Annotated in this window: 10 protein-coding genes; 6 read left to right on the forward strand and 4 right to left on the reverse strand. The window is 60.9% G+C overall.

Going from position 1 to position 11,919, the window contains the following annotated elements; genetic code table 11:
- Positions 1–2: 2 nt before the first annotated feature.
- Positions 3–1,022, reverse strand: a complete 1,020-nt coding sequence (gene trpS, locus Q0908_RS16645) for a tryptophan--tRNA ligase (RefSeq protein ID WP_299287102.1) — start codon at positions 1,020–1,022, stop codon at positions 3–5.
- A gap of 72 nt (positions 1,023–1,094) precedes the next feature.
- Here trpS and Q0908_RS16650 point away from each other — a divergent pair, with 72 nt between their 5' ends.
- Complete coding sequence (locus Q0908_RS16650; RefSeq protein WP_299287105.1) at positions 1,095–1,778, forward strand: rhomboid family intramembrane serine protease; 684 nt, start codon at positions 1,095–1,097, stop codon at positions 1,776–1,778.
- Here Q0908_RS16650 and murJ read toward each other — a convergent pair.
- Positions 1,775–3,310, reverse strand: a complete 1,536-nt coding sequence (murJ, locus tag Q0908_RS16655; RefSeq protein ID WP_299287108.1) for a murein biosynthesis integral membrane protein MurJ — start codon at positions 3,308–3,310, stop codon at positions 1,775–1,777. The two genes, Q0908_RS16650 and murJ, sit on opposite strands and share 4 nt — an antisense overlap.
- Positions 3,311–3,572: 262 nt before the next feature.
- Here murJ and Q0908_RS16660 point away from each other — a divergent pair, with 262 nt between their 5' ends.
- Both Q0908_RS16660 and Q0908_RS16665 read left to right on the forward strand, forming a co-directional pair.
- Positions 3,573–4,655, forward strand: a complete 1,083-nt coding sequence (locus Q0908_RS16660; RefSeq protein ID WP_299287111.1) for an AI-2E family transporter — start codon at positions 3,573–3,575, stop codon at positions 4,653–4,655.
- A 129-nt stretch (positions 4,656–4,784) separates the two neighbouring features.
- On the forward strand, positions 4,785–5,462 hold the full coding sequence (locus tag Q0908_RS16665; protein ID WP_299287114.1) for a hypothetical protein: 678 nt from the start codon (positions 4,785–4,787) through the stop codon (positions 5,460–5,462).
- A 29-nt stretch (positions 5,463–5,491) separates the two neighbouring features.
- Here the strand turns inward: Q0908_RS16665 and Q0908_RS16670 are convergent, their stop codons facing one another.
- Together Q0908_RS16670 and Q0908_RS16675 are read right to left on the reverse strand one after the other, a co-directional pair.
- The gene (locus Q0908_RS16670) at positions 5,492–8,230 is read right to left on the reverse strand and encodes a [protein-PII] uridylyltransferase (RefSeq protein ID WP_299287324.1); all 2,739 of its coding nucleotides are present in this window, start codon (positions 8,228–8,230) and stop codon (positions 5,492–5,494) included.
- 59 nt (positions 8,231–8,289) lie between these two features.
- The gene (locus tag Q0908_RS16675) at positions 8,290–9,486 is read right to left on the reverse strand and encodes a penicillin-binding protein activator (protein WP_299287117.1); all 1,197 of its coding nucleotides are present in this window, start codon (positions 9,484–9,486) and stop codon (positions 8,290–8,292) included.
- Between the two features lie 90 nt (positions 9,487–9,576).
- Here Q0908_RS16675 and rsmI point away from each other — a divergent pair, with 90 nt between their 5' ends.
- The 3 genes from rsmI (at position 9,577) to gshB (ending at position 11,902) form a co-directional block, all read left to right on the forward strand.
- Positions 9,577–10,437, forward strand: a complete 861-nt coding sequence (rsmI, locus tag Q0908_RS16680) for a 16S rRNA (cytidine(1402)-2'-O)-methyltransferase (protein ID WP_299287122.1) — start codon at positions 9,577–9,579, stop codon at positions 10,435–10,437.
- Between the two features lie 10 nt (positions 10,438–10,447).
- Positions 10,448–10,867 (forward strand): YraN family protein, encoded by a 420-nt coding sequence (locus tag Q0908_RS16685; protein WP_299287125.1) that lies wholly within the window; start codon positions 10,448–10,450, stop codon positions 10,865–10,867.
- Positions 10,868–10,966: 99 nt separating this feature from the next.
- Positions 10,967–11,902 (forward strand): glutathione synthase, encoded by a 936-nt coding sequence (gshB, locus tag Q0908_RS16690; protein WP_299287128.1) that lies wholly within the window; start codon positions 10,967–10,969, stop codon positions 11,900–11,902.
- Positions 11,903–11,919: the final 17 nt, after the last annotated feature.

An 11,919-nucleotide genomic window follows, 5' to 3' on the forward strand; every position in this document is an offset into this window, starting at 1 on the left:
AGTCAGCTGCCGACCATCCCAACGATCTCATAGGTCTTTTTCAGAATTGGCGCAGTGATCTCGCGCGCCTGCTCGGCACCGCGTGCCAGCACCTTATCGATCTCGCTCACATCATCCATCAGGCGCGCCATCTCGGCCGAGATCGGCGACAGCTTGGCCACGGCGAGATCGGCGAGCGCGGGTTTGAATGTGCCGAATTGCGCGCCACCATGTTCGGCCAGCACCTGATCGACGCTGATATCGGCAAGGGTGGCGTAGATGTTGACGAGGTTGCGGGCCTCCGGGCGATCCTCAAGCCCCTTGGCCTCGGAAGGCAGCGCGTCGGGGTCGGTCTTGGCCTTGCGGATCTTCTTGGCAATCGTGTCAGCATCATCGGTCATGTTGATGCGCGAGGCATCAGATGGGTCGGACTTCGACATCTTCTTGGACCCATCGCGCAGGGACATGACGCGGGTCGCCGCGCCCTCGATCACCGGTTCGGTGATGGGAAAGAAATCCACCCCAAAATCGTGGTTGAACTTGGTTGCGATGTCGCGGGTCAACTCAAGGTGCTGTTTCTGATCCTCACCCACTGGCACATGGGTCGCATGATAGACCAGAATATCCGCCGCCATCAGGGCCGGATATCCAAACAGCCCGAGCGAGGCGTTCTGTGCATTCTTGCCCGCCTTGTCCTTGAACTGGGTCATACGCTGCATCCAGCCCATGCGCGCCACGCAGTTGAAGATCCAGCCCAGTTGCGCATGTTCGGGCACCTGGGACTGATTGATCAGGATCGACTTCTCGGGGCTGATGCCGGACGCAATGAACCCGGCGGCCAACTCGCGCGTGTTGTGCATCAACGCTTTGGGGTCCTGCCACACGGTGATCGCGTGCAGATCGACCATGCAATAGACCGTCTCGTAGTCTTCGTCCTGCATGGACACGAACCGTTTGATCGCGCCCAGATAGTTGCCAAGGGTCAGCCCGCCGGACGGCTGGATGCCGGAAAAGACGCGGGGGATAAAACTGGTGTCGGACATGGGCAACCCTCTGGGCAAATCTGATGGGCTGGCTTACCCATGGGGGCAAGACCCGTCAAGCAGGCGACCTTTATGACCGACTACCACGATCCGAGCCCGATCAATCCCTTGCCGCCCACTGTGTGGCTGCTGTTCATTGCGATGGCGCTGCCCGAGCTCGCATTCTCATTGGGTGAGGCTGGGCTGGTCGGCGGCCCCGGTGCGGTGGGCTGGCGGCTCAATGCGCTCAACACCTATGCGTTTTCGGGTGAGGCGTTTGATTACATGGCCGAGAACGGGCGGCTCCTGCCCGAACACCTGCTCCGCTTTGTCACTTATCCGTTTGTGCATGGGTCCGTCACATCGACGGTCTTTGCCTGCGTCATCCTGCTGGCGATGGGCAAGATGGTGGGTGAGATCATGGGCGGGTGGGCCGTTATCCTGATGTTCATCCTCAGCGGCATTTTCGGGGCGCTGGTGTTCGCACTGCTGACGGATCAGCCATGGCTTATCGGGGCTTACCCGTGCGTCTACGGGCTGATCGGGACCTATACGTTTCTTTACTGGCAGCGGCAGGTGGCAAGCGGGGGGCCGCAAGGGCAGGCTTTCATGCTGATCGGGGTGCTGATGGGGCTGCAACTGATCTTTGGCGCGCTGTTTCAGGTGGGCTGGGCGTGGGTCGGGGAACTGGCAGGTTTTGTGGCGGGGTTTGCGCTGACGGCCTTTGTGATGCCGGGGGGCATGGGCCGCGTGCTGGCAAGTCTGCGCCGCCGTTAACGGCGTACGGCCTGGCGCAGGTCTGATGCACGCAGCGCACCGGTGACTTGGGCCGCTCCGAAATAGGCCGCAGCCCCGATCAGGATCAGCCCAAGCAGCGCGAGATAGCGGACATAATCCGTCCCAAGCGCGGGCTTGAGCATGATTTCCGCAATCCAGAGCACGGCCCCCATGATCAAGGCCGACAGGATGATCCGGGGCAGGCGACTGCGGTAGCGGGCGTCGAGTCGCACGACTTCACCCTTGTCGCGCAATCCCCAATAGAGCAGACCCAGCATAGCCCATCCGGCGACCGTTGTGGCAAGGGCGGGCGCGAGCCAACTCACGACCGGGGCCAAGCCGATTGCAATGGCGGCGTTGATGACCATCGCCGCAACTGCGAAATAGAACGGACGTTTGGTGTCGCCGCGCGCGAAATACTGGGGTTGCAGTACTTTTTGCAGCACAAAGGCGGGCAGGCCCAACCCATAGACCGACACGGCCACGGCAATCGCTGCGGCGTCATCCGCACCTGTGGCACCGCGTTGGAACATCACCGAGACCAAGGGCAGCGGGATCACGATCAGCGCAATCGCCGAAGGGATTGTCAGCGCCATCGCGAACTCAGACGCCCGCGAATAGGCTCCGCGCGCGCCTTCGCTATCCCCGGCCTTGAGCTTGCGGGACAGGTCCGGCAGCAGCACGATGCCCACCGCGATCCCGACCACCCCGAGCGGCAGCTGATACAGGCGATCGGCTGCGAACAACCAACTGACCGCATTGTCATATTGGCTGGCGACGATCTGACCCACGACCAGATTGATCTGCATCACGCCGGTTGCGAGCGCGGCGGGCAAGGCTGTGCGCACCATCTGGCGCATGTCCGGGCTCCACCGGGGCCATCCTGGGCGCAGTGCAAACCCGGCAGAGGCGGCTGCCGACCATGTCAGTGCAAGCTGCGCAATGCCGGCCAGTGGGACGGCCCAGATCAGCCATCGGATAACGTCCGCGCCCAGCACATGGGCTGTCGCCATCGCGCCAATCACCATTACGTTCAGCAACACAGGCGCGGCTGCCGCGGCTGCAAACCGGCCCGTCGCGTTCAGGATGCCGGAAAACAGCGCCGAAAGGGACATGAAGAAGATGTAGGGAAACACAATCCGCCCAAAGCCCACCGTCAGATCGAACCGTTCCTGATCAAAACCGCCCGCCGTCGCCCAGACAAGCGCGGGCATAAAGATCATCGCAAGTGCGGTCAGCATCAGCGTCATCAGCGCCAAGCCGTTCAGTGCGTCGCGGCCAAAGCGGGCGGGGTCTTCGTCGCCCTCCAGCTTGGTCGAAAACATCGGCACGAAGGCGGCGTTGAACGCACCCTCGGCAAAGAAGCGGCGGAACATGTTGGGCAGACGAAACGCCGCGACAAAGGCATCCATCAACGGCCCCGGCCCGATCAGCGACAGGATCATCACCTCGCGCACAAATCCCAGCACCCGGCTGGCCAATGTCCAGAAGCCGACCGTGAGAAATCCGGACATGAGGCGGATGGGTTTCATGGGCTTTGGCCTAGCCGCTGGCGGGCGGGGGCGCAACATCTGTTGGATGTGCGAGGTTCGCTATACGCTGCCTTATGGAACCAATCGGGGGGGCGGCTGGTTAGCACTGGACATATACAAGGGAGTTACCAGCCATGAACCGCCTCATTTACATTATCGGGTTAATCGTCGTCATCCTCGTTATCCTGTCTTTCCTCGGCTTGCGTTAAGCGTTCTTTAGAAATGGTGTTGCCCACTTGAGGCGACAGAGTGAGAGGCTGATTTGAAGGACGATGTCCGCGCCTTGCGGCACAGCGCCGCGATCCTGGCGACATTGGCAACATTCGTGGTCGTGTACTTTGCGCGCGATCTCATGTTGCCTGTATTGCTGGGATTTCTCATTTCCCTCACCCTCAGCCCGGTGAACCGGGCCATGCAGCGGTTCGGCCTGCCAGCCGCCTTGTCGGCGACCCTGCTGATTTCCGGCGCGGCGGCTGCGTTTGCGGCTGTATTTTACTTTGCCGGTGAGACACTGGCGTCCGGGACCAACGATGCCCCCGCCATCATGCGCGAGTTGCGAGACAAGCTGAGCGGCGTAGCCAGCACCATTGAGAAGGTCAAAGACGCCTCAAGCGAAGTCGAGGCGATGACGTCCGATACCGCAGGGACGAGCCAACCCGTAGTGGTCGAACAGCCCGGCTTGATGAGCTTTGCAGTCTCTGCGGCTGCGGGCACGATCACATCGGCCATCGTTGCCCTGACGCTGGCGCTGTTTCTGCTTGCGTCGGGCGACATGTTCTACATCAAGATCGTGCGCGCGTTCAAAACGATGACGGGGAAAAAGAGGGCTCTGACAACCGTTTACGATATTGAACGGCGGGTGTCGCATTACTTGCTGACGATCACCGTGATCAACGCGTGCTTGGGCGTTGTTGTGGGCTTTGCCATGTGGTTGATCGGTCTGGAATACGCCTACATCTGGGGCATTGCGGCGTTTTTGTTGAACTACCTGCCGATACTGGGCGGGCTGATCGGGTCAGTCCTGATCGGGGCCTATGCGATCATCTCGTTTGACAGCCTCTCCTACGCCCTGCTCGCACCGCTGGTGTACCAGACGCTCAGCTCGTCCGAAGCGCAGTTCGTGACGCCCTACCTGGTTGGCAAACGGCTAAAGCTGAACACGGTGGCCGTGTTTCTCACCGTCGTTCTGTGGGGCTGGTTGTGGGGCATTGCAGGCGCCCTCGTGGCGGTGCCGTTCCTGCTGGTGTTCAAGGTCATTTGCGACAATGTCGAGAACCTGCATACGATCGGCACGTTCCTCAGCGGGGCCGATCATGAAACACCTGACGAGCAAGAGGCGCTCTGAACCCGCTTGCCGAGGCTTGGGCCACATTTCCAACTTTCCTTTCGAATAAACGCCGCCCGTCGCGCGTTGGTATTGCACTGACGCATGACCGCTCAGGACGGCACAGAGATATTGAAAGGGACATTCAGGATGAGAACTCCGAAGGCATTGATGGATATCGAACGTAATCCCCGTTTGCGCAAGGCGTGGATAGCGTATCTGGAAAAACAGCAGTTGGACCGTGCCTATGTCATGGCGACCAGCGACGTCGAGGTGCACTATTTCGTGAATCATTTCATGGACCGGATGGTGCCCGGCGAGGCTCAGCATTTCTCGCAACATCACAAGGCTTACGTGAAACGTCACAACAGGCTGTTGGTCAAATCACGGCGGGTGATCGCGGCCAAATATGGGATCTCTGCGGCTGAGGCTGAAACCCGGATGGGACGTGACCGCGCCTTTCTCAATGAAGTCTACGCCGCGCTCTATGCGCATCGGCATTGGGCCAGGTTCATCCGCGTCGTGCAGCGACATATCCTGACCACCTGCAACACGCTGGCGGCGTCTGCGGTTGAGGGTGGCTTCAAGGCGTCCAACCCCTATCGAGCCTATCGGCAAGGGGCGCTTGATCCCAAGAAGACCGGTGCCAAGATGGACCTACTGGACATCGAAAAGGACCGGCTTTCTGACCCGCTGCCGCTCTTTGCAACCCGGGTGAAGGCGCGCACCAATTGGCGGTTTCGTTGGGTGATCGCAGATCGTTGGCTGCGCCCGGTCCTCTTTCCCGGCGTATTGGCCAAAGCGATGGGCCGGCCGCCAAGATGCTAAAGCCGGTCTGATACGAGGGGAGCCGGCGGTTAGACCTCCGCCCGCTCGACCCCTTCGGTGATCGCGGTGCGCAGCCGTTTCTCGAGCGTCTTTTGCTTGGCCTCGGAGTAGTATTTCAGCCCGAACATGTCCTTGACATAGAACGTGTCGACCACCTGTTCGCCGTATGTCGCGATGACTGCATTGGCGATATAGACATTCGAAGCCGCAAGCGTGCGCGTCAGATCATGCAGCAGGCCGGGGCGGTCGCGGGTGTCAACCTCGATGATGGTGTAGATGTCGGACCCTTCGTTGTCGAAGGTGATGTGGGTGGGGACCTTAAATGCCTTTTCGCGTTTTTTGACCTTGTCGCGGTCCTTGATGGCTTCGCGGGTGACGACTTCGCCAGCGAGCGTGCGTTCGATCATCTTGCGCAGGCGGGGCAGGCGGGACGCCTCGAATGGGTTGCCGTCCGCATCCTGGATCCAGAACGCATCCGTCACAAACCCGTCCTTGGTGGTGTAGCTGCGGGCATCGACCACGTTGGCTCCGACCAGCGCCAGCGCGCCCGTCAGTCGCGCAAAGATACCTGGATGGTCGGGCATCACAAAGCAGGCGCGGGTGGCATCGCGATCCTCGTCGGGGTGCAGATCTATGGCGATCTCGTTCTCGCCGATATTGCGGAGCAGCTCGGCAAAGACGACATGGGCCGTCACGTGCAACCCTTGCCAGTAGGGATCATAATGGCGCGCGGTTTCGGTCTGTATGTCCTTGCGGGGCCAGTCGACAAGTTCGGCGCGCAAGGCCTTTTTGGCCTCGACCCCGCGGTTGTCGCGGTTGAGCGCCTCCATCCCGTCCTCAAGCGCGCGCTTGGTCTGGCGATAAAGCGCGCGGATCAGCACGGCCTTCCAATTGTTCCACGTGTTCGGGCCGACCCCGCGAATGTCGCAAACCGTGAGCACGCAGAGCAATTCCAGCCGCTTGACCGTCTGCACCGCCTTGGCAAAGTCGCGCACCGTGCGCGGATCGGCGATGTCGCGTTTCTGGGCCATGTCGGACATCAACAGGTGATAGCGGACCAGCCATTCGACCGTATCGACGTCCTCTTGCTTTAGCCCCAGACGCGGGGCGATCTTGCGCACCATCTGCGCCCCGAGGATCGAGTGATCTTCGGCCCGCCCCTTGCCGATATCATGCAGCAGCAGCGCCACATACAGCACGCGGCGGTTCACCCCGCGTTTGAGGATGTTCGAGACGACCGGCAGGTCCTCGACCAACTCTTCTTTTTCGATCATGGCCAGTTGCGCGATGCACTGGATTGTATGTTCGTCCACCGTGTAGGCGTGATACATATTGAACTGCATCATCGCCACGATGGGCTCAAATTCGGGAATGAAGGCTGACAGGACGCCTAATTCGTTCATGCGGCGCAAGGCCCGTTCGGGATTGCCGTGTTTGAGCAGCAGATCAAGGAATATCCGCCGCGCTTCGGGCGTGGTGCGCAGGTCATCGTCGATCAGATCAAGGTTGGATTTGATCAAGCGCATCGCATCGGGGTGGATCAACATGCCCGTGCGCAATGCCTCCTCAAAGATGCACAACAGGTTCAGTTTGTCCGATAGGAACGCCGCTTCGTCTTTGACGGCGAGCCGGTTGTGGATCACCTCATAGCCCGACTTGACCCGCGGTTTACGTTTGAACAGCCGCTCGAGCAGGGGTTCAGCCTTGAGGTGGACAGCTTCGAGTTTTGTAAGGAAAATGCGAGTCAGATCGCCCACTTGAGTCGCATGAAGGAAATAGGCCTGCATGAACAACTCAACCCCGCGCCGCCCGGCCTTGTCCTCGTATCCCATGGCCTCGGCGACAGCGACCTGCATGTCAAAGGTCAGTTGTTCAGTGGCGCGGTTGGTCAGCAGATGCAAATGGCAGCGGGTCGCCCACAGGAAATCCTCGGCGGCGACGAAATCGGTGAATTCCTCGGGGGTGAACAGGCCCAAAGGCACTAGATCAGCGGCATCCTGCACCTTGTGGATGTATTTCCCGATCCAGAACAAGGATTGCAGGTCGCGCAGGCCGCCTTTGCCCTCTTTGACGTTCGGCTCCACCACATAGCGTTGCCCCTGGCGTTCGTGCCGGGCGTCGCGTTCGGCCAGTTTGGCTTCGATAAAGTCCTGCTCTGTGCCCTTGAACAGGTCCGCGCGCAGGCGGGTGTCCAGTTTTTTGGCAAGGGCGATGTCCCCGAACAGGAACCGGTGTTCCAGCATGGCAGTGCGGATGGTGAAGTCTTCGGCCCCAAGGCGCAGGCAGTCGCGTACGGTTCGGCTGGAATGGCCGACTTTCAGCTTGAGATCCCAAAGGATGTAAAGCGTCGCCTCGATCACGCTTTCGGCCCATGGTGTGATCTTGTGCGGGGTCAGGAACAGCAGATCGACATCCGAAAACGGGGCCATCTCACCGCGGCCGTACCCGCCCACGGCCAGCACGGCAAGCCGCTCGCCGGTGGTCGGAGTCGGGTTGGGAAACATCAGGTCCTGCGCCGTGCGCAGGGCCGCATCGACAAGGCAATCGGTCAGATAGGTATAGGCTTTGGTTGTGGGGCGGGATTGAAACGGGGCGGCGCGAAAGCTGTCTGCGATCTGCGCGCGCCCGGCCCTTTGGGTGGCCTTGAGGTGGGCGACAATGGCCGCGCGCGCCTCGGTTTGCGACATCTTGTGCGCTTGGGACAGGACCGCGTCGAAGGCGGTGCTGTCGAATATCTCACGCGGCGCGCAGATCAGCGCATCGGGCATCACGACAGGGGCACGCAGTGCAGATTGGGTCACGTCATGCTCCTGTCAGATGGGCGGTATCAGAAACCGCCGCCGCTAAAGCCGCGCGGGGCCGGGCTGACAATCGCAACCTGGTTGTTCTGCACGGTCGCAATAGCAAGCCCGCGTTCGTTGGTTCCATCGTTGCGCAGGCGGAAGATGCCTGTCGCGCCCTGAAACCCGGACCCTTGGGTAAGTGCCGCTCTGGACAAGGCGTTGCCCCGGCCACGGCTGGCCAAGGCCCCTACGGCTGCGATCCCGTCAAAGGCAAGGCCTGCCAAAGGGTGGGGCGCATCGCCGTAGGCGGCTTGGTACTGCGATCTGAAGGCTGCGGCCCGGCTTGGGTCGGGCAGGGCGAACCAGCCCCCCTGCACACCGGGTAGATCAAGGGTCTGGCGCGGAATGTCCCACCGGGTCAGCCCGAGGAATTGCGTCGTGTCAGGGGTCACACCGGCTTCGGGCAACAGCTGTGTCAGCAGCGGCAGTCCGGCGGCGGGTGCGGCCGTCAGAAAGACGCTGTTGGCCCCTGAACTGTCCACTGCTGCCTTTACCCGTGGCACCGCAGCGATCAGCCCCTGTTGGGACAGGGGATAGTCCACTGTACCTGCCAAGGTCGCCCCATTGCGCGAGATCGCCTGCTGGATCGCATTGCGCCCCAATTGTCCGGCAACATCCTGCGCATGCACCACCACGATGCGGTCGCGGCCTTGGGATTTCGAATAGTTCACCAAGCGGTTGGCTGTATTGGCAAAGGTCGACCCCAGTACGAACACGTTGCCCCCGGCGATGGTGGTGTTGTTCGAGAAGGCGAGGATGTTGACGTTCTGGGCGGCCACTGCCACGCCTGCCGCATTCGCCGCTTCGGCATAAAGCGGGCCAAGGATGATCTGGGCACCATCATTGACGGCCTGAACTGCTTGGGTGGCCGCCCTCTGGGCGTTGCCCGCAGTGCCATAGACGCGCAGATCGATCTGCACCCCGTTTAGGTCGCGGATCGCCAGGCGCGCCGCGTTTTCGAGGTTTCGAGCCAACAGCTCATCGCCGCCCTGACCTGATCCGCGTGGCACCAGCAGGGCCACCGGGATCGGCTGTGAGGCGTCGATGCGGGGCCCGTCATTGCCCCCCCCCGTAAGCCCGCCCAAAGCGGCCGGATCGCACCCGGCCAGCGCCAACGCGGCCACCGGCAGGATGAATGCACGACGGGTTGCCTTGCGCAAGGTTTTGAAAAACGCAAACATGATGACTGTCACTCCCAACATTTGGGGCATACCATAGGCCGCCCGCTTTTATGGGGCGGATAATAGACGTCACGAAAGGCGGGTCCAGCGTTGAATCATGTCAAACTCGCCTTGAGCCCGGGCATCTGGTTTGTCGGGGTGCCCATCGGGACGGCCCGTGACATCACATTGCGCGCGCTTGATGTGCTGGCATCCGCGGATGTGTTGGTGGCCGAAGACACGCGATCCTTGCGCAAGTTGATGGATATCCACGGCGTCCCGCTTGAGGGGCGACGCATTGAGGCGTTGCATGATCACTCGGGGGCCGGATTGGTTGAGCGGCTGGTGGCGCGTGCAGCGGGCGGTGAGAGCGTGGCCTATGCGTCCGAAGCGGGCATGCCGCTGATCGCGGACCCCGGATTTGAGCTGGGTCGGGCGGCGCGTGCAGCCGGGGTTGCGGTCACATGCGCGCCAGGCCCCTCCGCGGTTTTAACGGCCCTTGTTGTCGGCGGATTGCCGACGGATGCCTTTCATTTCGGAGGATTCTTGCCCAATGCGCGCGGTGCGCGGCAAACGGCACTGCGCGCGTTTATCGGCGTACAGGCGACCTTGGTGCTTTACGAGTCGCCCAAGCGGGTTGGGGCGTTGCTGCGGGACGCGGCAGAAGTGCTTGGCCAGGACCGCCCGGCAGTTGTGTGTCGCGAACTGACCAAGAAATTCGAAGAAAAGCGGCATGGCAGCTTGGCAGAATTGGCCGGAATTTATGATGGATTGTCGGTAAAAGGTGAGGTCGTGGTGCTGATCGGGCGACGTGAGGTCGAGGACATTAAGGAAACAGACATCGAATCGGCGCTAGAGTCAGCGTTGCAGGACATGTCGGTCAAAGATGCAGCGGCCTTTGTTGCAGAGACGTTTGGCCTGCCGAAACGAAAAATCTATCAGCAGGCGCTGGACGTGGCGCGCCGAAACTAGGGGTACGCAGATGACGAGACAGGCACATGCCGATTTTGCCGGGGCGACCCCAGTTGTGCAGGCGCGCATGGATCGCGGGCGACGGTCCTATCTGGCGGGGCTTGCCGCCGAGGATATTGTGAGGCGCGACTATGCCGCGCGCGGCTTTCCTTCGCGCGAAAGCCGGTGGCGCGGCAAGCGGGGCGAGATCGATCTGGTGATGAACGATGGCGATGGGATCGTGTTCGTCGAGGTCAAGAAAAGCCGTGATTTCGAGACTGCGATGTCGCATGTGACAGCCGCCCAAGTCCGACGGCTATACGCAACGGGCGAAGAATATCTGGCACAAATGCCCAATGGCAGTTTGACGGACGTGCGGTTTGACGTGGCGCTTGTGGACGGCACAGGTGCCGTGCAGATCGTGGAAAATGCGTTTGGGCACGTGTTTTAGCCATCGCCAACCGCGCCGTGCGCAGGCGCACAGTGCAATACCATTGCGTACAAGCGACGTGTGGGCCATCTAAGCTGGGACAAAGCCGGAGATGTGACCATGAAGATCGCCTTTCAGATGGACCCCATCGGGGCCGTTGATATCAACGCAGACAGCAGTTTTCGCCTCGCCGAAGAGGCGCAGGCCCGTGGACACAGCTTGTTTTTCTACACTCCTGATCATCTCGCCTATCAAGAGGGGCGCATCACCGCACGTGGCCATGATCTGAGCGTTCAACGTGTGCAGGGCGATCACGCCGACCTTGGCCCGGAACTCGAGGTTGATCTGGCCGAGTTCGATGTTGTGTGGCTGCGGCAGGACCCACCTTTTGACATGCACTACATCACCTCCACCCATCTGCTGGACCGTCTGGCACCGCGCACATTGGTGGTGAATGATCCGTTCTGGGTGCGCAATTTCCCGGAAAAGCTGCTGGTTCTGGATTTTCCTGACCTGACGCCCCCCACCACGATCGCGCGTGACCTCGACACGATCAAAGCGTTCAAGGCCAAGCATTCCGATGTGATCCTGAAACCGCTCTATGGAAATGGCGGGGCGGGCGTGTTCCGCCTCGATGCCAATGACCGCAATCTGACGTCGCTGCACGAACTCTTTGCCAGCTTTTCGCGCGAGCCTTTGATCGTTCAAAAGTTTCTGCCGGACGTGTCCAATGGCGACAAACGGGTGATCCTTGTTGATGGAGAACCGGCGGGCGCGATCAACCGTGTGCCGGCGGCGGGCGAAACACGGTCCAACATGCATGTGGGTGGCCGTCCCGAAAAGATCGGGCTGAGCGCGCGTGACCGTGAAATCTGCGCCGCCATTGGTCCGTTGTTGCGCGAAAAGGGTCAGATCTTCGTCGGTATTGACGTGATCGGCGATTACCTGACCGAGATCAATGTGACCTCGCCCACAGGCATTCAGGAACTTGAACGATTTGACGGTGTGAATATCGCAGGCAAGATCTGGGAGGCCATCGAGGCGAAACGTGCGTAAGCCTGCCGTGTCCTCGG

It is taken from the genome of uncultured Tateyamaria sp., from assembly GCF_947494755.1.
GTDB lineage: Bacteria > Pseudomonadota > Alphaproteobacteria > Rhodobacterales > Rhodobacteraceae > Tateyamaria.

What these genes read in the sequence shown, in the direction of transcription:
- Q0908_RS16670 (WP_299287324.1), bottom strand. Translation starts at nt 8,230, where the DNA reads ATGCCCGATGCGCTGATCTGCGCGCCGCGTGAGATATTCGACAGCACC.
- trpS (WP_299287102.1), bottom strand. Translation starts at nt 1,022, where the DNA reads ATGTCCGACACCAGTTTTATCCCCCGCGTCTTTTCCGGCATCCAGCCG.
- Q0908_RS16650 (WP_299287105.1), top strand. Translation starts at nt 1,095, where the DNA reads ATGACCGACTACCACGATCCGAGCCCGATCAATCCCTTGCCGCCCACT.
- murJ (WP_299287108.1), bottom strand. Translation starts at nt 3,310, where the DNA reads ATGAAACCCATCCGCCTCATGTCCGGATTTCTCACGGTCGGCTTCTGG.
- Q0908_RS16665 (WP_299287114.1), top strand. Translation starts at nt 4,785, where the DNA reads ATGAGAACTCCGAAGGCATTGATGGATATCGAACGTAATCCCCGTTTG.
- Q0908_RS16685 (WP_299287125.1), top strand. Translation starts at nt 10,448, where the DNA reads ATGACGAGACAGGCACATGCCGATTTTGCCGGGGCGACCCCAGTTGTG.
- Q0908_RS16675 (WP_299287117.1), bottom strand. Translation starts at nt 9,486, where the DNA reads ATGTTTGCGTTTTTCAAAACCTTGCGCAAGGCAACCCGTCGTGCATTC.
- gshB (WP_299287128.1), top strand. Translation starts at nt 10,967, where the DNA reads ATGAAGATCGCCTTTCAGATGGACCCCATCGGGGCCGTTGATATCAAC.